Genomic DNA, 20351 nt, shown 5'->3' on the forward strand with positions numbered 1-20351 from the left:
GCGCGCACGCGTCGTGCCGGACTCGCTCGCGCACAGCAATTTTTTTGCCGCAGGCGAGTGACATTTGTCGCTCAGGTTGCACCACGTTGAGGCGAACGCCGCTGTACCTCTGCCGGTGCCGCGCTATCGTTCGCAGCACTATGCTGCGAAACATCTTCTCCGTGTCGATTCTTGTGGTGCTGGCTGCAAGCGCTCAGGCCGCCGATACCTGCGGTGACGTCAACGCCAGCGGTACGGTCACCAGCAGCGATGCGCTTTCGGTGTTGAAGAAAGCGGTCGGACAACCGGTGACACTCCAGTGCCCGGCAGCGGCGACTACTCTCGAGACCGGACAGACGCTCTGCTACGACCAGGGCGGCGAAGCGATTTCATGCACGGGTACCGGCCAGGACGCCGCTCTGAAGAAAGGCGTCGCACAGAGCTTCACCGACAACGGCGATGGTACGATCTCCGACGACAACACCGGCCTGATGTGGGAAAAGCTCTCGGACGACGACAGCATCCACGACTTCGACGAAGGTCTCTACGACTGGCAAAGTGCGTTCACGCAGAAGATCGCCACATTGAATTCGTCGAGCTTCGCCGGTCACAACGACTGGCGTCTTCCGAACGAGAACGAGCTCGAGACGATTCGCAGCCTGGGTGAGACGAGCCCGGCCGTATTTCCGATCTTCAACACGGGATGCAGCGCAGGCTGCACGGTCCTGACCTGCAGCTGCACGGTTTCCGATGCGTACTGGTCGTCGACGACCTATCAGCTCGACGAATCGTCGGCATGGACCGTGTACTTCGACGACGGCGATACCTACGCGACCGGCAAGACGATCCAGAACTACGTTCGCGCGGTGCGCGGCGGCTTCTAGAGCGACTCGTAGACGGCCTGGAGAAGGCCGAGCGACCGCGGATCGCCGCGCACGTTGGCAAACATCTGGTTCATTGCGTAGCCGATGCCGAGCTTCGCGTCCGGATCCGCGCAGCCGAACGATCCGCCCCAGCCCGAATGCCCGAACGACCGCGGGTTCGGCCCGTAGATCACGCCGTCGTTCAGCAGGAAGCCGGCGCCCCAGCGCATCGGGAATCCGAGCACGAGATCGGTCGAGGCCACCCGCTCGCGCGTAGCCTCGGCAATCGTTTCGGCCGACAGATAGCGCCGGCCGCCCGACTCGCCGCCGCGCGCGATCATCGCGTAGATCTTTGCGATCGCGCGCGCATTGGTCTGCGCATTGGCAGCAGGAATCTCGGCTGCACGCCACCAGCGCTCGTTCGGCAATTCGCCGTCGAGCGGCGGATTCGCGAGCGCGGCGCGCGCGGCCGGATGCGGCGGAAGCGCTGGCTGCAGCGTGCCGGCCAGGACGTGCGCACGAAGCATCTCGCAAACGCGGCCGTCCTCGCTTTCCGGAAGCCCGATCCAGGCATCGGCGCCGAGCGGAACGGCAACCGACTCCGCAAAGAAACGCCCGAGCGAACGCCCGACGGTGCGGCGCACCAGCTCGCCGGCAAGAAACCCGTGCGTGACGGCGTGGTAGCCCGACTGTCCGGGCTCGAACATTGGCGCCTGCGCGGCCAGCCGCTCGGCCATGGCGTCATGGTCGGCGTAGTCGCGAGCGGAAAGCTTTGTGGTTGCACCGGAAAGTCCGCCCTGATGACTCATGACCTGACCTACCGTCAGGTGCTCCTTTCCGGCAGCGGCAAATTCCGGCCACACGCTCGCGACGGTCTGCTCGTACGAGAGCCGGCCGCGGTCGACCAGCATCGCGATGCACAGCGAGCTGAATCCCTTGGTCGTCGACCACACATTCGCAAGCGTATCCGTCTCCCACGGCCGCGAGCGGCCGCGGTCGGCGAATCCTCCCCACAAATCGACGACCAGCTTGCCGTCGAGCTCGACGGCGAACGATGCGCCGACCTCGCGGCCCTCGGCGAAGTTGGTTTCGAAAGCGTCTCGCACGCGCTCGAAACCGGGTTCGACGTGGCCTTGCACCTGGCCGTGAGCTTCGGGCTCGCTGCGTTCGGGTACGTTCATTTTTTCCTCCGCGTGCGTCGTGGCTCGGTGCGCCGCCCTGATGCGGCCGAAGGCGGTGCAGGAGCAGGAGCGGGCGCTCGCACCGGCCTCGGCTCGCTGGTGTCTTCGTCGTCCGATTGGAACAGAAGGGCAAGCAGGCCGCCGGCGATCAGCAGCAGCGGAAGAAGGCTCAGCCGGCTGCGCGGAAACACATACTCGCCTGCATTGAACGAGTTCCACGCCGCTTCGTCGCTGCCGGCGGGAAATTTCTGGAAGTAGTAGCCCTCGTACACGCCGATCGGATTGGCCGAGACAGGTCCGACGACGCCGGCAAGCTCGAACGGCGTGCGCTCGCCGCTTTCGATGCGAGCGCGAAGCTCACGCCGGAGCTGGTCCGCCTTGCGCTCGACGTCGGCCTTCGCATCGCCGCGTGCGAGAGCCTGGCGCATCGACTGCTGGACGTTCTGCTCGATGGCGTCCTCGAGCAGCGGCCACGGACGGCCGCTCGTGAAAAGCGGCACCACGTAGCGCGTCATCGGATCGATCAGGAACACGCTCGAGACGGACATTCCGGAGATTCCGACGTCGCCGATCGGCACCTGCGGATCGACGGCGACGAGAAGGAACTGGATCACGAATGATACGGCGGCAAGCCCGATCGTCATCAGCCGCCAGCGGTCGAAGCCTGCCGCAACCGGGATGGCCAGGAGCGCCATGCCCGGCGCGAGATAGCGCGGAACCGCGCACCAGCCGCCATCCCAGCCGTTGAAGCTCGCGTTGACGATGAGCAGAAACACCGCGACTGCGGCGACGAGCATGGCCAGCGGCCGCAGCGTGCGTTCCCGCCACAGGAGCCCGAGCGCAGCGACCGAAACCAGCAGCACCGGGGACGTAAAGAACAAGCCGCGAAACGGCGAAAACAGAAGCGCGCTCGCGACGTCGAGCTGCGGCAGCGCAAAGATGCCGAACAGTTTGCCGGTGCTGCCGACGAACAGCTTGCTCTCGTAGGCATAGTTGGTCGTGAACGGCGTACCGAAGCACGCCTGGTTGTATGCACAGATGACGGCGAGCGGCATGAAAACGCCGGCTCCGAACCAGACGAGGCCGCGCACCGACCGCAGCCGCGTGTAGAGGAACAGCGCGAACACCGGCACGACGAGCGCCATCGTATAGTTGGTGATCGCCGCGTAACCGGCGAAAAAACCGGCGGCAGCGAGCGCCGGCGAAAATGCTGTCGCGTCCGCGTCGGTCGCACCCTCGCGTCGGCGAGCCTCCTTCTCGACGAAATACACGCTGGCGACAAGAGCGGCGGCAATCAGGTTGTGCTCGAACAGCATCGTTCCGTACGTCCAGCCCATCGTCGCAAATGCGAACACCAGGGCGGCCGCGCGGGCCGCGGCTTCGGAGGCGAGCCAGCGGGCGATTCTCAGGATGAGCACGGCCGCGAATGCAGTCGCGAGGCCGGCGCTCAGTACGGATGCGAGCCATGCGCCGATACGCAATGCGCCCGAGGAATCCGGATTGGCCCCGAAAACGCTCCCGACGAGCCGCACCAGCGCGTAGCCGGGAACCGCAGCAAACGAAGTGCCTGGTGCCTTGTTCGGATGAAAGTGTCCGTCGAAGTACGCGACGTCGCCGGTGGCGGCCACGTCGTCGACGGCAGCGAGCTTGCGTGCGCCGGCGGCGGCGGGATCGATCGCGAGCATGCGCCCGGAGGTTCCCCTCCACGCGAGCGCAACCTCGGATCCGGCATGCGCAACGTTTCCACTGCGGACGGGCACGCGGACGAACGCATCGGTCGCCGCCGGATCGCGTTCGTAGACGAGATACGAATCGATGAAGAACGTGTGCGCTTCGACGATCGAGCGCACCAGCGCAAAGCGCGCGTTCTGGTTCCAGCCTCCGCCCTGGTGGAAATAGCCGGCACTCAGCAACACCAGCGCGAAGACGAGCGCGTCGGCGCGCCGGCTGGCGCGAAACGTCACGGCGGGTTCCCGCTGCTTGCTGCAGCGGCCAGCCCTTCGAACGGATCGAACGGCTCGGCGACGGCCGGCCAGCGAACGTCGATCCTGTCGCGGCCGGCGCGCTCGCGCACGAACGCCATTGCGACGTCGACCCTGTCGAGCAGGAACGGAAGTGCAACGAGCGGCTGCTCGAGGCCGCGCGTAAAATCGTCCCAGTGGATCGGAATCACCCGCTTTGCACCGACGGCAGCGACGGTCTCGCGCCAGTACGCATCGCGGTACGCATCGTCCTTGGTCCCGAGAAGGCCGATTCCGAGAAACACGACGTCGGCCTTGCGTCCTGCAAGCGCACCTTCGACATAGCCGGCGCTCGACTGGACCAGCGCAGTGCGGCCCGCGCGTTCGACGAAGATCGAGAAGCTTCCGCCTTCGAGATACTCCGTGACACGTGCGGGAGTGGCGAGCGGCCTGGTGATCTCGCCCATGCCCTGTCCGTGGGGAAAGTGGCGCGACGGAACCACAGTGACCGTAAGATCACCAAAGCTCAGCGTCTCGGTGCCGCGCACCACATGGATGCGACTTTCCGGAAAATCGCGCCCACGTGCGGTATTGGCCGTGCTCTCGGAGCCGACGATCACGGCGCCGGTCCGTGACGCGACATCGGCCGTGTCCATCGCATGATCGTAGTGCGAGTGCCCGGTGACGATGGCGTCCAGATGCTCGATCCCGGCCATCTTCAGCGCGGCGTCGATCCGCTCCGCATCCGGTTCGATCCTGCCGAGCGCGGTGCGCACGAGGCCCGGACGCGTGAAAAATCCATCGGTCATCACGGCGGTCTTCGCATCACGAAACAGGAGCGTGGACACGCCGAGGAACGTCACGCGCAGACCGTCGGCGCCGGCCGCAGAATCCGCAGGCGCGATCGCGAGCTCGGACGCGTAACCATAAACGGACGGCCGCAGGTTCCACTGCCACGCAAGCCAGGTTCCTGCCACGACGAGAAGCCCGGCCACCAGCGCAACAAATATTCTGAGGATGCGCATTCAGCTGCCCGCTACGATCCGGTCGGCGCGCCGGAAAAGTCCGAGCGTGATTGCGTGCAGCATGTCGCCGATTTCGACCGGTGCCTTGCCGGCGAAAGCGCGGGCGTGGGTTCCTTCGAGGACGATGCCGAGCTTGAAGCACGCCATTGCGACGTACCAGTCGAGCGAATCGAGCGCGCGACTGCAGCCCTCGGCATAGCTCCGCACGAGCTCGTCGCGCCGCGGCAGACCACCGGCCTGCACGTAGAGCGACGCCGCGCCGACCGAGACGTCTTCGGCGTCGGGCCACGTCGCGAGCAGCCAGCCGAGATCGAGCAGCGGATCTCCGAGCGTCGACATCTCCCAGTCGACGATGGCCACCAGCCGCGCGCTCGCCGGGTCGTACATCACGTTGGCGAGATGATAGTCGCCGTGAAGAATGCCGGTCGCTCCCTGCTCGGGACGATTGCGCTCGAGCCACGCGGCGATGCGCTCGATGCCGGGAATGCGAGGCCCGGGATAGCCCTGATGCCGCGAGTACGACTCGAGCTCGGACAGCCACCTCGATACCTGGCGCTCGAGAAAGCCCTGCGGCTTTCCGAAGTCGGAAAGGCCGATCGCGGCGGGATCCAGACGCGACAGTCGCGACAGCGCGCGCGCGGATTCGAGTCCCATTTCATGGCGAACGCCGGCATCGCCGGCATGAAGCGCCGGAAGCTCCGTCGTCGCATTGAAGCCATCGACGGGCTCCATCAGGTAGAACACGGCGCCGCCCATCACCGCTTCGTCGAAGCAGCCGGCGATGAAACCGGGGTGCGGCACGTCGCTGCCGGCGAGCGCGGCCAGCACGCGGCCCTCGCGTCGCAGTGAATCGTTGCTCTTCGGACGAAGGTGGCGGGGCGGGCGGCGAAGCACGTATTCGCGGCCGCCGCGGGAAAACCGCACGAGCACGTTCTGCGTGCCCCCGGCCAGCAGCCGGATGCCGGTGATCTGGCCGCCCGGCAGGCCCTCGCGATCCATCCAGTCCGAAAGAACGGCGAAATCGACGAGCTCGCCGTCGATTCCCGCTTCCTTCCCGGCATCTTTCGCGGTCTTGTATTCGGACGGACGCATGGTCTGCATGCTCTGGTTGGCTTCGGCGGTCGGCTCGTTCCCGCTGCGATGCCGGCCGGCGTCCGGATCGTCGCCGCGGTGTGCCGGCCTGCCAGGCCTCCGGTGGCTCGTAATCGAGCGCGCCGATGGAGTCGAACCGCAGTGCTCGATCGAGTGCGGTTGCATCGGCTGCTGCCCATGGCCAACTTCGACGCTTCGACCATCCATTCCGGATGACCAGGGGAGGAGACCCAATCATGAAACGTTTCGTATCGCGGCAAACTGCCGCTGCCGCGCTCATTCTGTCGGCTGCATTCGGACTGCCGGCGCTCGCCTCGGCGCAGACGCTGATCGCGACCGCCGACGGCAACGTGCAGGGGCAAGTCACCGACGGCGCTCGCGAGTTCCTCGGCATTCCGTATGCCGCGCCGCCGGTCGGCCCGCTTCGCTTCAAGCCGCCGCAGGATCCGACGCCGTGGGTGGTCACGCTCGATGCGACGGCCTACCCGCCGGCATGCTCGCAGCTCCCGACCCTGACCAACAACAACACGCGCATCGAGAACGAAGACTGTCTGTACCTGAATGTGTGGACGCCGAACCCGGCACCGACGACGCCGCTTCCGGTCATGTTCTGGATCCACGGCGGCTCGAACACGTCCGGATCGACCGGCGATCCGGTTCCGTTCCCCGGTCACACCGGCCAGTTCTACGACGGTCACAGGATGGCGCGGGACAACAACGTGATCGTCGTCAGCGTGAACTATCGCCTGAACGTCTTCGGGTTCTTCGGGCTGACCGAGATTGCCGCCGAGGATCCAGGCTATCCGTACGCCGGCAACCAGGGACTTCTCGACCAGCGCAAAGGCATGCAGTGGGTCCACGACAACATCGCGGCCTTCGGCGGCGATCCGGCGAACGTGACGATCTACGGCGAGTCGGCTGGTTCGTTCGACGTCTGCGCGCACGTCGTCTCGGCCGGCAGCCAGCCGCTGTTCCAGAAGGCGATCAGCGAGAGCGGCGGCTGCACCGTCGGCGTCAACACGAATCAGGAGTCGATCGATCAGGCCGATGTGATTGCCGACGCCGTCGGCTGCGGTGACGCCGAGGACCGGCTCGCGTGCCTGCGCGGCGTATCGACCGGAGACCTGCTCGATGCCGGGCCGCTCGTCGCGCTGGTCGGAGAAGGAACCAATCTGGCGATTTCGGTCGACGGCGGATTCCTCACGGATCTACCGATCAACCTGTTCGACGACGCCGTCGAAGACACCACGCTGATCCCGAGAAAGCCGTACATCCTCGGTTCGAACACCGACGAAGGAACTCTGTTCTTCGTCAACAGCCCCGAGCTGACGCCCGAAGAGTACACCGCAGAGCTGATCAGCCGGTTCGACACCGACGCAGCGGCAGTCGAGGCGATGTATCCGGCGTCGAACTACGATTCACCGCGCGATGCTCTCATCCACGTGTTCGGCGACGCCGCGCTGGTCTGTTCGACGTACGATACGGCGAAGCGCTACTCGCGCATCAAGGCCAACAAGGCGCGGACGTTCGTTTACAACTTTGACCGCAAGCCGCCCCTCGGCCTGATCGATTCGCTCAATCTCGGCGTGTTCCACGGAATCGAGATCGGCTTCGTGTTCAACTCGATCGACGACTTCGGCGCGACCGACAAGATCCTGTCGGCGAGCGTACAGCAGTACTGGTCGTCGCTTGCGACCACCGGCAAGCCGAAGAACGCGGGCCGCTTCAAATGGCCCAAGTTCAAGGAGAAGAGCTGGAAGATGCTGCGCCTCGACGCTCCGCTGGCACAGCTCTCGGAATACAAGAAGGCCGAGTGCGAGTTCTGGTCCTCGAGGTACGAGGCAGGCACGCTCTGAGCGCGGCTTGAGAGGACTACTTCGATTCGCGCTCGGGCGCGGTAAGGCAGGTCGTCGCCGTCGGCGCGACCTTCCACCCGCCCAGGCGCGAATCCTTCGCCGTCGCCGACAGGCACCCGCTGATTTCCATCGCAGTCTTTGCAACGTCGAGCTTGCTCGCATCCGGCGCGAGCCGGTTCTTCGCGAGCGCGACGGCAACCTCGGAACGCTCGGCCGCACTGGCAGCGGTCCATTCGGCCAGCGTCGAATCACCAGTGAGCGTCGTGGACCCGGCGTGCGCAGCACCTGCGCACGCAAGCAGCGTCAACGACATGAGCGCGAGGTTACTGGTCTTCACTCAGCGATCCGGCTTTCCAGTTGAACGGGCCGCTCGCGGTGTGCGTCGAGCCGCCGCTGACGGCGGAATGGGTTCCCGTCGCCTTGTTCGTGAAACCGCCGGTGACTGACGACCACTGACCGCTCGCAAGCGCGCCCTGTCCGCCGCTGACGGCCGCGAACGTATTGCTCGCGGTGTTCTCGCATCCGCCGGACACGGTGGAATTGATGCCGCTCGCGGTGTTGCCGAAGCCGGCGCCGACGCTTGCATACTGGCCGCTCGCAACGTTCTGCGAGCCCCCGCAGACCGCAGAGTTCAGGCCCGAGGCGACGTTGTCCTTGCCTCCGAGCACGCACGCGGCGCGGTTGGAGATCGTGTTGCGTTCGCCGGCCACGATGCCGCCAAAGCTCGTGTACTCGTGCTGCTCGCCGACGACGAGATTGTGCGAACCGGTGTGATCCTGGCCCGACGACGCCTCGTTGTATCCGACGACGAGATTGCCGAGTCCGTTGGTGGTGCCGCCGGTCGAGCCGCTTCCGTCGACGACCTGTACGTTGACACCCGAGAACACGATCGTGTCGGTGGCTCGCGAAACTCCGGCGAGAAGCGCCTGCAGGTCGCCGACCACGTCCTGCAGCTCGGCAAGACTCGCCTGTGTGCTGGCGAGCGTTTCCTCGAGCTCCTGGACGCGCGGCTCGAGCGTCGCACACTCGCCTCCGCAGACGAGACTGACGGGCTGTCCGACGGCAAACTTGAGGACGCTCAGCGCGTCCGCGGTCGTCACCGTATTGGTCTCGTTGACGTCTCCGCAGACCTGGGCCCCGGCCGATGGGCCAAATGCAACGACGGCCAGAATCGCGAGCAGCGACAAACCCCGATTTCCCATTCCGTATCTCCCGTACGCACTGCGTGGCAGTGAAGTGTCAGTTGTTCTACCCGAAGATCGCCGGACTTCCCACAGGCGTTCGCGTGCCGGTCCATGGATCGACTGAGCCCGGCTTTCATGATTCTGTCGCGCACTGCGATGACAACGAACCTTACCGAACGGCCCGGCCGGATTTTCGTCGACCCGACGGCGTATGCCGACGAGAAACGCTGGCACGAAGCGGCGGCGCGGATTCGCCGCGAAGATCCCGTGCACCGCGTCGAGGAGCCGGGCTTCGATCCGTTCTGGGCGGTCACCCGTCACGAGCACGTCGCCGAGATCGAGCGCCAGCACGACAAGTTCTGGAACACGATGGAGTCGGTGCTGTTCCCGCGCGTGTCGCTCGAGGAGCGGGCTGCTATCGGCGTCGAGATCAAGACGCTGGTTCACATGGACGGCGCCGAGCACCGCGCGTACCGCGCGGTGACCAACGACTGGTTCAAGCCGGCCAATCTGAAGCGCCTGTTCGAGGAGCGCATCGCCGAGCTCTCGCGCGAGTTCGTCGGCCGCATGGCCGAACGAGGCAGCCGCTGCGACTTCGCACGCGACATTGCGCTGTATTACCCGCTGCGCGTGATCATGAGCATTCTCGGCGTTCCGGACACCGACGAGCCGCGCATGCTGCAGCTCACGCAGCAGCTGTTCGGCAACGAAGACGTCGAATTTGCCGGCGACGACCGCACGCGGGCGCTGATCGAGGCGCTCATGGATTTCGCGACGTACTTCGCAGCGATGACGGCCGACCGCCGCGCGCATCCGACGAGCGACCTCGCGACAACGATCGCCAACGGAAAGATTTCCGGCGAGCCGCTCGGCGAGCTCGAAACGGCCGGCTACTACACGATCGTCGCGACGGCGGGGCACGATACCACGTCGAGCGCGCTCGCGACCGGCCTGCTATTGCTTGCCCGCCACCCCGAGCAGCTGCGCCTGCTGAAAGATGATCCGTCACTCATCGACAATGCGGTCGACGAGATGATCCGCATCGCGACGCCGGTGCGGCACTTCATGCGCTACGCGCAGGTCGACTATGAGCTCGGCGGCAAACCGATCCGCAAGGGCGACGGCCTGCTGATGTCGTACCTGTCGGCGAATCGCGACGAGTCGGTCTTCGAGGATCCGTTCGCATTCGACGTGACGCGAAAGAACGCCGGCGAGCATCTCGCGTTCGGAATCGGAGTGCACTTCTGCCTCGGTGCGCACCTGTCGCGCATGGAGCTTCGCGGATTCCTTCGCGAGCTGCTGCCGCGTCTCGAGTCGGTCGAGCTCGACGGCGATCCGGAGTTCACGCTGGCAACATTCGTCGGCGGGCCGAAGCGGCTGCCGATTCGCTACGTAATGAGCTAAGGCGCGGTCTACCGGCACGGCCGTAAGGAAGGCTCCGTACCAGCGACTACGCTGTCTGCCGGGAGCAGCAGTGCATCGGACGCTCGATGAGCGAAGACCAGGGAATCGCGCATCGCCCGGTTGACGCAGCTCGAGCCGCTCCGATACGTTGCGCCGCATGGGCGGGGCGCGATTCGTTTTTCTCTGTATCTTCACAATCCTCGCCTCTCCGACGTTCGCTCTCGCTGCTCCGTGCGGAGGCGACGTCGATGGAAAGCGCATCGCCTGTCGCTGCGGCGATACGGTCGTCTCCGACACGCGCCTGCTGCCGGACGATCCCGTCGTTACGACGCGCTGCACCCTAGACGGATTGACAATCCGCGCCGCCGCGATGGCCGAATCGATACGGCTCGAGCTCGACGGTCTCGAGCTTCACGGCAGCGGAGTCGGCATCGGCATTCGCGTGGCAGACGGCGGAAGCGACGGCGCGCTGGTGATCGGCTCACCGGCTCCGCGCCACGGCATCGTCACGGGCTTCGGCGTCGGACTCGTGGCGACCGAAGCTGTTGCGCTCGCGCGAGTCAGCCGACTCGACCTGCGCGACAACCGCAATGAAGGTGCGCGCGTTACCATGGCGGGCGCGGTCTTCGAGGATGTCGTCGCCAGCGGAAACGGACGCGACGGACTCCACGTTCGCGGAAACGGCGGGCGTTTGTCGGGAGTGGCAAGTTTCGAAAACGGCGAAAACGGGATTCGTATCTTCAGCAACAATGCTGCGGTCGACGCTGCTGCCGACAGGAATGCCCGCAGCGGCCTGATCGTGGACGGCGAGGGCAACGACCTCGACGGGGCGCAGGCGGTCGGCAACGGCCGCGACGGGATCGTCGTACGCGGAAGCGGCGGCACATGGGAGATCGTGAAATCGCAGAGCAATGCCCGCGACGACCTGCGCGTCAACGGGCGACCCCCGCAAAGTGCGGAGGGTGGACGATGATCACGACCGCTTCGACATTCGGTCGTGTCGCGATCGCGGCGGCTGCGAAATGTGGCCTGATCACGGCGGTCGTGCTGGCGAGCAGCATCACGGCCGCCGCTGCCGTCGCGGTTACTGCCGATGACATCTGTCCGCCGGCGAGCGACCCGTGCATCGTCTCCACCGTCGTACAGGTCGACGCGGACTTCCCCCTGGACTTTGGACTTCGCACCGTGCGCGTAGCGAGCGGCGGACGTTTCGAGGGCACTCTCGATCTTCTGTGCGGGGCGTTCGAAACCGATGGTCCCGGGCTGTGGCTGAAGCTCGGTCCGAACGGCACGCCCGAGTTTGCGACCATAACGGCGCGCCGGAGCTGTTCGGCAAACCCGTCGCTGCCGTGTCTCGACGACTCGGTGTGCGCGGGTGCAAGCGCCGGCGTCTGTTCCGAAGGGGACGGAGGAATGCGGCTTGCGGGCGACGTCGATGGCAACTCCTCGACCATCACCCTGCGCGCTGTCGGCGACGTGAGTGTCGAGGGTCGGTTCGACGCATCCGGCAACTCACTCATGACCGACGGCGGCAGTGTCGAGATCGACTCGACCCAGGGATCGATCGAGGTGAACGCCGACATCGACGTCGACGCAGGAGTCGACCATGACTACGGCGGCACCATTGTCGGCCGCGGCGGGCAGGTGCAGCTGGACGCGGCCGTCGATGTCACGGTGCGCCGTCCGATCCGCGCCACGGGCGGGGCCGCCTACGTCGATATGAGCGCCGGACGCGACATTGCGATCGGCTCCTCGATCCTCACACAAGGTGTCGCGCAGGACGCGAGTATCGGCGGAACCATCGATCTCGCGGCTGGTCGCGATCTTCTCGTGGTGCGCATCCCCGGCGAGAGTGCCGTGATGAACATCAACGGCGGCCATGAGACCTATTACGGAAGCACCGCCGGCTATCCCGGAGGGTACGGCTTCCTCAATGCCGGCGGCGACATCGTCGTTGGCGAGCGCGTACGGATGCTGGGCGACAGCGGCATCAGCCATTACGCCGACGACGCGCCGTTCGCCGGCGACTGGTACTTCGAGAGCGGCGAGGACACGTCGTTCTCCGGCTTCCTTACCTCCAGGGGAAAGGGCTTTTTCGGTGCAGCGTTTCACGGAGTTTCCTTCGCTGCCGGAGGCTCGATCACGATCGGCAGGAGAGCGAGGATCACCACGGCATCCGCACACTCCGCCATCGTCTCGTTCGAGGCATCGGAAGCTGGTTCGATCACCATCGACGGCCGCATCAACACCCGCGGGCGCGCCCTCTCGTACTACGGCGAAGGATACGGCGGCGGCGGCGATGTGCGCGTCTACGGCGGCAACGTATCGGTCGGCGGACGTATCGAGACCGGTGGGGCCTACGGGGGAGCCACGCTGTTCTTCGACGTCTGCCGGCTGCGCCTCGAGTCCGGTGGCGAGATCAACGGCAGCAAGGGACACCAGGAAGGCTACACCGGGTACAACAAGTTCTGGATTCGCGAGAGCATGACGACGGAGCCTGGCAGCGCGATCCTCGGACGGCCCGCTTCACAGACGTCGATCTATTACCGTGATGCCGCCAAGCCTCCCGTTCTCGACGGCACGGTCAAGCCCGCTCCCGTCCTCGCCGTGTTTCCATTTGACGGCTGCCCGGTCTGCGGAAACTCGGAGATCGACGAGAACGAGACCTGCGACGACGGCAACACCGTCGAGGGCGACGGCTGCAACTCGACGTGTCTGCTCGAGCCGTGAAAGACGAACCGGGCGCCCGTGCTTGACGAAAGCGAATCGCTGCGTCTGGCGCGACCAGCGATCGGTGAGGGGCCTGCAGACGTGATGCTCCCCTCCGTTTCTGGCGGGCGATGATCGGCTGCTTTCGCTTCGCCGTTGCCGTCGGCGCGGCGTTCGCGGCGGCCTGCTCGCCGCCGCCCCTCGCGCCTTTCGCAGCTTGCCGTGACTGCAACATCGTCCTGATCTCGGTGGACACGCTGCGCGCCGACCACGTCGGCGCATACGGCTATTCAAGGCCCACCACGCCCAACATCGACGCGCTCGCGAAGAAGGGTGTCCTGTTCGAGCACGCCGTCGCGCAGTCGTCGTGGACGCGTCCGGCGCACATGTCGATCTTCACGGGGATGTACCCGCGCGAGCACGGCTTCGTCGCGCTGCTCGATTCGCGGCGGCTCGAGCCGGAGGTTCCGACGATCGCATCGGTGCTCGCGTCGAGCGGGTGGGCGACAGCCGGATTTTCCGGCGGCATCAACCTGGCGGCGAGCTTCGGGTTCGGCCAGGGTTTCGACGTGTACCGCAACAACGGCCGCTCGTTCCGCGACAATTTCGAGGACATGCGCTGGTGGCTCGACCACAACGACGGGCGGCGGTTTTTCCTGTTTGCGCACGGCTACGACGCGCACACGCCTTATCACGGCGATGAGATCGACCGGCGCGCGATCGGGCTCACGTCGCCGCCGCCGCGCGGGAGGATGCGGCGAGCGTGCAAGGCCGGCATGCAGAAGATGAGCGCGTTCGTCGACGAGTACGATGCGGCGATCCGGCGCGCCGATCGTTATGTCGGCAAGATCGTCGCGGAGCTCGAGCGTCGCGCGCTGCTGTCGAAGACGATTCTCATCCTCCTGTCCGATCACGGCGAGGAGCTCCTCGAGCATGGCCGCTGTTTCCACATTTCGACGCTCTATCGCGAGGTGCTCGAGGTGCCGCTCATCGTGGTCGCGCCCGGTCTCGAGCCGCGGCGCGTGAAAGAGCCGGTCGCGGCGTCGGTCACGATCGCGCCGACGATCATGGAGCTCGCCGGCATCGGGCAGCATCCGTTCCCGGGATCGTCGCTGGTGCCGCAGGCGCGCGGGGCCGGCGTACGCGCCGCGCCGATCGTGAGCGAGACCGAGCGCGCCGTCTCGAACGGTGGCGACGGTCACGTCGTCGCGCTTTCGAACGACGGCTACAAGCTCATCGAATGGGCTGCGAACAGTCGCCGCACCGCTTTCGACCAGTCTCGCGATCGCCTCGAAGCCGAGCCCATCGCCAGCGGATCCCGCGCAGAGGTCGCTCTGGTGGCAGAGCTCGACCGCTGGTCGGGCCAGCATCCGCCGCGGTTCGGCACGCGAAGGAAACGGCAGTCGCTCGCGAAGCCGTCCGTGCCCGGCGGTCAGCCGCAGCAGGAGGAGCACGGCGAAAAGGACGGCGAGGACGACCCCGCGCTTCGGCGCCGCGAGCAGCAGCTCAAATCGTTCGGCTACGCGAACTGACATTTCTGCATTGCGGCCCTTGGCCGGGCTGTGGCCGCAGGAGTAGCATCGCCGCGTGCACCGTCATGGCATCGTTCTGGTCGCATTCCTTCTTGCGGCGATCCCTGCGTATGCGAAGCCGTGCGGCGACGCGCTCCCCGGAGGTCGCGTTGCTTGCGCTTGCGGCGATACCGTCACGACCGACGCGCGCATTCTTGCGACGGATCCGGTCGCAACGAGCCGCTGCCGCGTCGACGGTCTCATCGTGCGCGCCGCGCGCGAGACGGAAACGATCACGCTCGACCTCGATGGTCGCGAGATCCGCGGCAGCGGCGCAGGTGTCGGCATCCGCGTGATGTACGGCGGGACCGACGGCGCGCAGATCGTAGGCGCGAAGGCGCCGGCGCGCGGAGCCGTCGCAGGCTTTGGAATCGGGCTTACGGCGGCACGACCCGATGCGATCGCGCGCGTGACGCACCTCGAGCTGCGCGACAACCACGACGAAGGCGTGCGCTTGACGATCGCGGGCACCGTATTCGACGATGTCGTCGCCACGCGCAATGGCCGCGACGGCATCAGCGTGCGCGGCAGCGGCGGCCGTTTTGCCGGTGTGCGCGTCAGCGAGAACTCGGAGAACGGCATTCGGCTCTTCACCGACAACGCCGCCGTCAATGTCCATGCGAGCAGCAACGCGATGAGCGGCGTCATCGTGGACGGCACGGACAACGATCTGGAGAAGGTCGAGTCGGTCGGCAACGGCCGCGACGGTGTCGTGACGCGCGGCAGGGGCGGGACCTGGGAAGTCAGTCGCTGCGAAGACAACGCGCGCGACGATTTCCGCGTCAACGGCCGTGTTCCGAAGGGAGCGGAGGGCTCACGATGAAAAAGGCGATGCTGATGTGTCTCTCGATCGTGCTTGCACGCAGCGGGGCGGCCGTCGCGGATCCCGTCCAGTCCGCTGACGACGTCTGCGCGCCGGCCGCCGACCCATGCGTGATCTCGACGACGGTCGAGGTCGACTCGGCATATCCTCTCGATTTCGGCCTGCGGACCGTGCGCGTCTCGTTCAGCGGGGAGCTTCGAGGCTCGCTCGACCTCTCGTGCGGCGCATTCGAAGCCGAACCCGGCAATACGTGGATGACGGTGCTTTCGCCGGACATCGTCGGCGACGTGACGATCACCGCGAGCCGTGGCTGCTCGCTCGACGCCGGCACGCCGTGCCTTACGGACACCGCGTGCAGCGATCTCGGCCTCGGGACGTGCAGCGCCGGCGACGGCGGCATTCGCATCGCGGGAGACTTTACCGGCAACGCATCGGGCCTGATGCTCCGCGCGGCCGGCGACATCGCGCTCGAAGGCAAGATCTCCGCGCCCGGAAAGCCGCCGGTGTCCGATGGCGGCACCATCTACATCGAAAGCACGCTCGGCTCGGTCGAGTCGGCCTCGCTCGTGGACGTCAATGCCGGCATCAACGACTACTACGGTGGCCCCGGCGCCGGCGGATCGGTGACGATCCGCGCCGCAGGCGATGTGACACTGCGCAACCACATCTACGCGACCGGCGGTTACGCGCAGATCGAAGTCGATGCCGGCAACGACATCTTCGTGCTCGCGAACATCTTCGCGCAGGGCAGATACGGCGCGGACAGCCTCGGCGGGACGATCGATCTTGCCGCAGGGCGCGATCTCGAGATCGTTCGCGATCCTGAGCTTTCGCGGCCGGTGCTGAACATGAGCGGCGGCTGGAAGAAAGGCGGTTACTACGGAGTGACGTACGGCGGACCGGGAGGCTACGGATTCCTGCGCGCCGGCGGCGATCTCATCGCGGGAGACAAGGCGTTGCTGTGGGGCGACAGCGGGCAATCCAAGGGCGCCACCGACACGTCGCCGCTCTCCGGCGACTGGTATTTCGAGGCGGGCGACGACATTTCGATGGATTCGACCGTTCTTGCGCGAGCCTGGGGCCGCTACGGGTACAGCCTGCATGGTGTGTCGATGGATGCGGGCGATGCCATTCATCTCGGTCGCCACGGCCGAATCTCGGTCAATGGCGCCCGTTCAGGCGAGGTGAATCTGTTCAGCGCGAACGAAGGTCCGATCTCGATCGACGGGCGCATCAACGTCACCGGGCGCAAGATCCCGGCAACCTACGGCGGCAACGCGTACGGCTATGGCGGAAACGTGTCCGTGTACGGTGGAGATATCTCGATAGCCGGTCAGATCCGCAACGGCGGTCCCGAGGGCTGCGGCGATATGTCCTTCAACGGCTGCCGGCTCCTGGTGAAGAGCGGCGGCAAGATCGATGCGGCGGTCGGCAAGCAGTACGACGGCGGCAACTCCAACTTCTTCTCGATGAGAGAAACCGTGCACGTCGAGTCCGGCGGCTCGATTCGAGCAGCCGCGTCCGGCTTCCACAGCATCTTCTATCGGGAAGGCAATCCGCCGGTGCTCGACGGGCTCGTGACGCCGGCGCCAAGTCTGTTTCCGCAAGCCGGTACCGGCTGCCCGGTGTGCGGCAACAACGAGATCGACTACGCCGAGACCTGCGACGACGGCAACACCGCAGCCGGTGACGGATGCGATGGGATGTGCCTGATCGAATAGTCGACGACGCGCTTCGTTGCGTGCGGACTGTCGCACCTGCATCTTGAAGTCGGCGCGTCGACGATCTTCTCGACGTTAGATTCGGATGCGTGATGAGGACGCGTCAGGCCGCGCGGCCGAGCGAGCGCCTCAGCGCCTCCGCATGAAACGCAAGATAGCCGCTCACGCGATGCTCGAGCTCCGGCTCGATGCGCCGGCTGAGCTCCGGAAGCGCGTGGAACGGTACCGCCGGATATCCGTGGTGCTCGGCGTGCCACGGCATGTTCCACATCGCCCAGCGCACGAACGCGTTGCTCTTCGTCGAGCGCGTGCGGTGGATCTGGCTGCCGTCGATCGGTAGCCCGGTATGCTCGGGCATCACGAAAATCCCGAGCGCGAGATGCCCGATCGGCCACGCGAGCAGCAGCGTCGAAAACCCGGGAACCAGCGCGAGCCCGAGCGCACAGGAACCGCCGAGGAGGAGCGTCGCGATCCTGCTCTCGCGAATGACCTGCGCACGAAGAGCCGGCCGCACGTAAGGAAAAAACCGCTCGAACGCTGCGTCCGTCGGCACAGTCGCGGGCACTACGGTGAACAGCGCCTTGCCAACCATGAGGTGCTGTCCGGAAGCCTGCGCAAAATAGAGAACCGGATTGCGCGGCCACGGCCCGAGCAGCTTCGGCGCGCCGGAAATCTCCGGATCGCCGTTCGGATCGGACGTCCGTCGATGATGCTCGAAATGAAACTCCCGAAAGAACGTCGGCGACTGCAGCATCAGCACTGCCGAAACCCACGTCACCGCCCGATTGATCCACGGCGTCGAGAACGCCGTCCCGTGCCCGCCCTCATGCATCGACGCAAAGAACGTGAGCAGCACGATCCCATCGAGGAAGACGGCAACGAACCGAAGCGGACTGCCGGCAGCCGCAAGGCGTACCGTGGCAACGGAGAGGAAGAGGAAGAGAAAGGATTGGAAGAAGAAGAGGACGAGGCCAGGAAAATCGCGGCGGGCCATCAAATGTCGAAGGTCGTCGCGAGAGAGCCGCACTGATCGATCGATGTTTTCTTCCATCACCAATCCGGCAAGCGTTGCGGGAGCAGTGGCGCTGCGAGCAGGGTTGCGACGCGAGAACCAGAGCAACCCGGCGGGAGGTGCGGGGGGCCAATCCGGATGATGGCGTGCGGCGCGGGGCGGGTGCCGGCGTGCGAGTCGTTCCGCAGCGAAGCGAGGACTAAAGCGAGCGCGCCGGTACCCGCCCCGCGACGCACGCCCACCTTCTAGCTCAGCGCTTCGACGATCTTCTCGATCGTATCCTTCGCATCGCCGAACACGAGCACCGTATTCGGCATCGTGAACAGCTCGTTCTCGATGCCCGCAAATCCGGGGTTCATGCTGCGCTTGAGCACGATGCACGATTTTGCGAGGTCCGCGTTCAGCACCGGCATGCCGTAGATCGGGCTGTTCGTGTTGGTCTTGGCCGCGGGATTGACGACATCGTTGGCGCCGACCACGAGGGCCACGTCGGCCTCGGCGAACTCGTCGTTGATTTCCTCGAGCTCTTTCAGCGAATCGTACGGAACGTTCGCCTCTGCAAGCAGCACGTTCATGTGCCCCGGCATGCGTCCGGCGACCGGATGGATCGCGTACTTGACCTCGATGCCGTCGCGTTCGAGCAGCTCGGCCATCTTCTGCACGGCATGCTGGGCCTGCGCGACCGCCATGCCGTAGCCCGGACAGACGATCACTTTGGTGCCGCTCGACAGCAGCATGGCCGCGTCGCCGACGCTTGCCTCGCGAACGGGCGCAGCGTCCTTGCCCATGACGGCCGCGGCCGACCCGTCGCCCTGGCCGAACGCACCGAACAGCACGTTGCTGAACGAACGGTTCATCGCGCGGCTCATCACGATCGACAGGATGAATCCGGACGCGCCGTCGAGCGCTCCGGCGATGATCAGCACGTTGTTGTCGAGAGCAAAGCCGGTCGCCGAGGCGGCAAGACCCGCGTACGAATTGAGCAGCGAGATCACGACCGGCATGTCGGCGCCGCCGATCGGGATCACGAACAGCACGCCGAGCACGAGCGCGACGAGAAACATCAGGTAGAACAGGATCTGCAGCGACGGCCACACCGTAAGCAGCACCAGCAGCAGCACGGCCGTCGCGAAAATGCCGATGTTGGACTGGTTCTGGTACGGATACGTGATGTTGCGTCCCGGGATGAAGCCCTGCAGCTTGCCGAATGCGATCAGGCTTCCGGTAAACGTCAGGCCGCCGAACAGCACTTCGAATCCGAGTGCGCCCATCGTGCCGTGCGACAGCTGGACGGCATGCCCGAGGTGGTCGACGTGAATGCCCGCCTGGTAGATCGAATATTCCGAAACGCCGACGAGCGCGGCGGCGAGGCCGCCGAACGCATGCGAGAGCGCGATTCGCTCGGGCATCTTGGTCATCGGGATCAGTGCCGCCATCGCGATGCCGATCGCGGATCCGATGCCGGCGGTCACGAGGATCCAGCGGTAGGTATGGATCTCCGGATTGATCAGCGTGCCGGCGACGGCGAACGCCATGCCGATCTCGGCATAGATGACGCCGCGGCGCGCAGTTTCGGCGCTGGTCAGTCCCCGGATACCGAGGATGAACAGGACCGAAGCGATAAAGTAGAGGAGCTCGGCGTACGGCGTCACTTCTTTGCCTCGCCCTTGGCGCCGCCGCGCTTGCGGAACATCTTGAGCATGCGGTCGGTGATCAGGAATCCGCCGACGACGTTGATGCTCGCGCACAGCACGGCGATGCAGCCGAGCACGGTGCTGAACGTGCTCTTCTCGGCACCGGCGGCCACGATCGAGCCGACCAGCGAGATTCCGGAGATCGCATTGGTGAACGCCATCAGCGGCGTGTGAAGCAGCGGGGGAACTCCGCGAATCGTGCCGTAGCCGACGAAAGCGGCCAGCACGAACACGTACAGTCCGAGGATCATCTCGTGCGTCATGGGAAGGCTCTCC

At 65.8% G+C, this 20351-nt stretch carries 17 protein-coding genes; 8 read left to right on the plus strand and 9 right to left on the minus strand.

The window, feature by feature from the left end; all coding sequences use genetic code 11:
* Positions 1-161 precede the first annotated feature (161 nt).
* Positions 162-863: a DUF1566 domain-containing protein gene (locus VN634_02650; GenBank protein ID HXC49762.1), complete on the plus strand. Its 702-nt coding sequence runs from the start codon at positions 162-164 to the stop codon at positions 861-863.
* Here the strand turns inward: VN634_02650 and VN634_02655 are convergent.
* From VN634_02655 to VN634_02670, 4 genes are read right to left on the minus strand one after another with little or no spacing between them, the layout of a single operon-like run.
* The gene (locus VN634_02655) at positions 860-2023 is read right to left on the minus strand and encodes a serine hydrolase domain-containing protein (GenBank protein ID HXC49763.1); all 1164 of its coding nucleotides are present in this window, start codon (positions 2021-2023) and stop codon (positions 860-862) included. The genes VN634_02650 and VN634_02655 overlap by 4 nt on opposite strands.
* Positions 2020-3987: a hypothetical protein gene (locus VN634_02660; GenBank protein ID HXC49764.1), complete on the minus strand. Its 1968-nt coding sequence runs from the start codon at positions 3985-3987 to the stop codon at positions 2020-2022. Before VN634_02660 ends, VN634_02655 begins: the two co-directional genes overlap by 4 nt.
* Positions 3984-5009, minus strand: coding sequence for an MBL fold metallo-hydrolase (locus VN634_02665; protein HXC49765.1), 1026 nt, complete (start codon positions 5007-5009; stop codon positions 3984-3986). Before VN634_02665 ends, VN634_02660 begins: the two co-directional genes overlap by 4 nt.
* Positions 5010-6266 (minus strand): phosphotransferase family protein, encoded by a 1257-nt coding sequence (locus tag VN634_02670; GenBank protein ID HXC49766.1) that lies wholly within the window; start codon positions 6264-6266, stop codon positions 5010-5012. It abuts the gene before it with no gap.
* Between the two features lie 71 nt (positions 6267-6337).
* On the opposite strand from VN634_02670, the gene VN634_02675 reads away from it, so the two are divergent.
* On the plus strand, positions 6338-7957 hold the full coding sequence (locus tag VN634_02675; GenBank protein ID HXC49767.1) for a carboxylesterase family protein: 1620 nt from the start codon (positions 6338-6340) through the stop codon (positions 7955-7957).
* Positions 7958-7973: 16 nt separating this feature from the next.
* On the opposite strand, the gene VN634_02680 is transcribed toward VN634_02675, so the two are convergent.
* A complete protein-coding gene (locus VN634_02680; GenBank protein HXC49768.1) occupies positions 7974-8294 on the minus strand; it encodes a hypothetical protein in 321 nt (106 codons plus the stop codon).
* The gene (locus VN634_02685) at positions 8281-9159 is read right to left on the minus strand and encodes a hypothetical protein (GenBank protein HXC49769.1); all 879 of its coding nucleotides are present in this window, start codon (positions 9157-9159) and stop codon (positions 8281-8283) included. Before VN634_02685 ends, VN634_02680 begins: the two co-directional genes overlap by 14 nt.
* Before the next feature lie 138 nt (positions 9160-9297).
* On the opposite strand from VN634_02685, the gene VN634_02690 reads away from it, so the two are divergent.
* From VN634_02690 to VN634_02715, 6 genes are all read left to right on the plus strand, one after another.
* Positions 9298-10545, plus strand: coding sequence for a cytochrome P450 (locus VN634_02690; GenBank protein HXC49770.1), 1248 nt, complete (start codon positions 9298-9300; stop codon positions 10543-10545).
* 157 nt (positions 10546-10702) lie between these two features.
* Positions 10703-11518 carry a hypothetical protein gene (locus VN634_02695; GenBank protein HXC49771.1) on the plus strand — a complete coding sequence of 272 codons (816 nt, stop codon included), beginning with the start codon at positions 10703-10705 and terminating at the stop codon, positions 11516-11518.
* Entirely contained in the window at positions 11515-13275 is a 1761-nt protein-coding gene (locus VN634_02700) for a hypothetical protein (GenBank protein ID HXC49772.1), read from the plus strand. Before VN634_02695 ends, VN634_02700 begins: the two co-directional genes overlap by 4 nt.
* Before the next feature lie 110 nt (positions 13276-13385).
* Positions 13386-14786, plus strand: a complete 1401-nt coding sequence (locus VN634_02705; GenBank protein HXC49773.1) for a sulfatase — start codon at positions 13386-13388, stop codon at positions 14784-14786.
* A gap of 55 nt (positions 14787-14841) precedes the next feature.
* A complete protein-coding gene (locus VN634_02710) occupies positions 14842-15648 on the plus strand; it encodes a right-handed parallel beta-helix repeat-containing protein (protein HXC49774.1) in 807 nt (268 codons plus the stop codon).
* Positions 15645-17369 (plus strand): hypothetical protein, encoded by a 1725-nt coding sequence (locus tag VN634_02715; GenBank protein ID HXC49775.1) that lies wholly within the window; start codon positions 15645-15647, stop codon positions 17367-17369. The genes VN634_02710 and VN634_02715 overlap by 4 nt, the downstream gene beginning before the upstream one ends.
* A gap of 103 nt (positions 17370-17472) precedes the next feature.
* Here VN634_02715 and VN634_02720 read toward each other — a convergent pair whose 3' ends face one another.
* The 3 genes from VN634_02720 to VN634_02730 all read right to left on the minus strand — a co-directional run bounded on the left by VN634_02720 (position 17473) and on the right by VN634_02730 (position 20338).
* Positions 17473-18363, minus strand: coding sequence for a fatty acid desaturase (locus tag VN634_02720; GenBank protein ID HXC49776.1), 891 nt, complete (start codon positions 18361-18363; stop codon positions 17473-17475).
* 263 nt (positions 18364-18626) lie between these two features.
* Positions 18627-20033 carry an NAD(P)(+) transhydrogenase (Re/Si-specific) subunit beta gene (locus VN634_02725; GenBank protein ID HXC49777.1) on the minus strand — a complete coding sequence of 469 codons (1407 nt, stop codon included), beginning with the start codon at positions 20031-20033 and terminating at the stop codon, positions 18627-18629.
* Positions 20030-20338: an NAD(P) transhydrogenase subunit alpha gene (locus tag VN634_02730; GenBank protein HXC49778.1), complete on the minus strand. Its 309-nt coding sequence runs from the start codon at positions 20336-20338 to the stop codon at positions 20030-20032. Before VN634_02730 ends, VN634_02725 begins: the two co-directional genes overlap by 4 nt.
* Positions 20339-20351 lie beyond the last annotated feature (13 nt).

This window comes from Candidatus Limnocylindrales bacterium (assembly GCA_035571835.1).
GTDB lineage: Bacteria > Desulfobacterota > Binatia > UBA1149 > CAITLU01 > DATNBU01.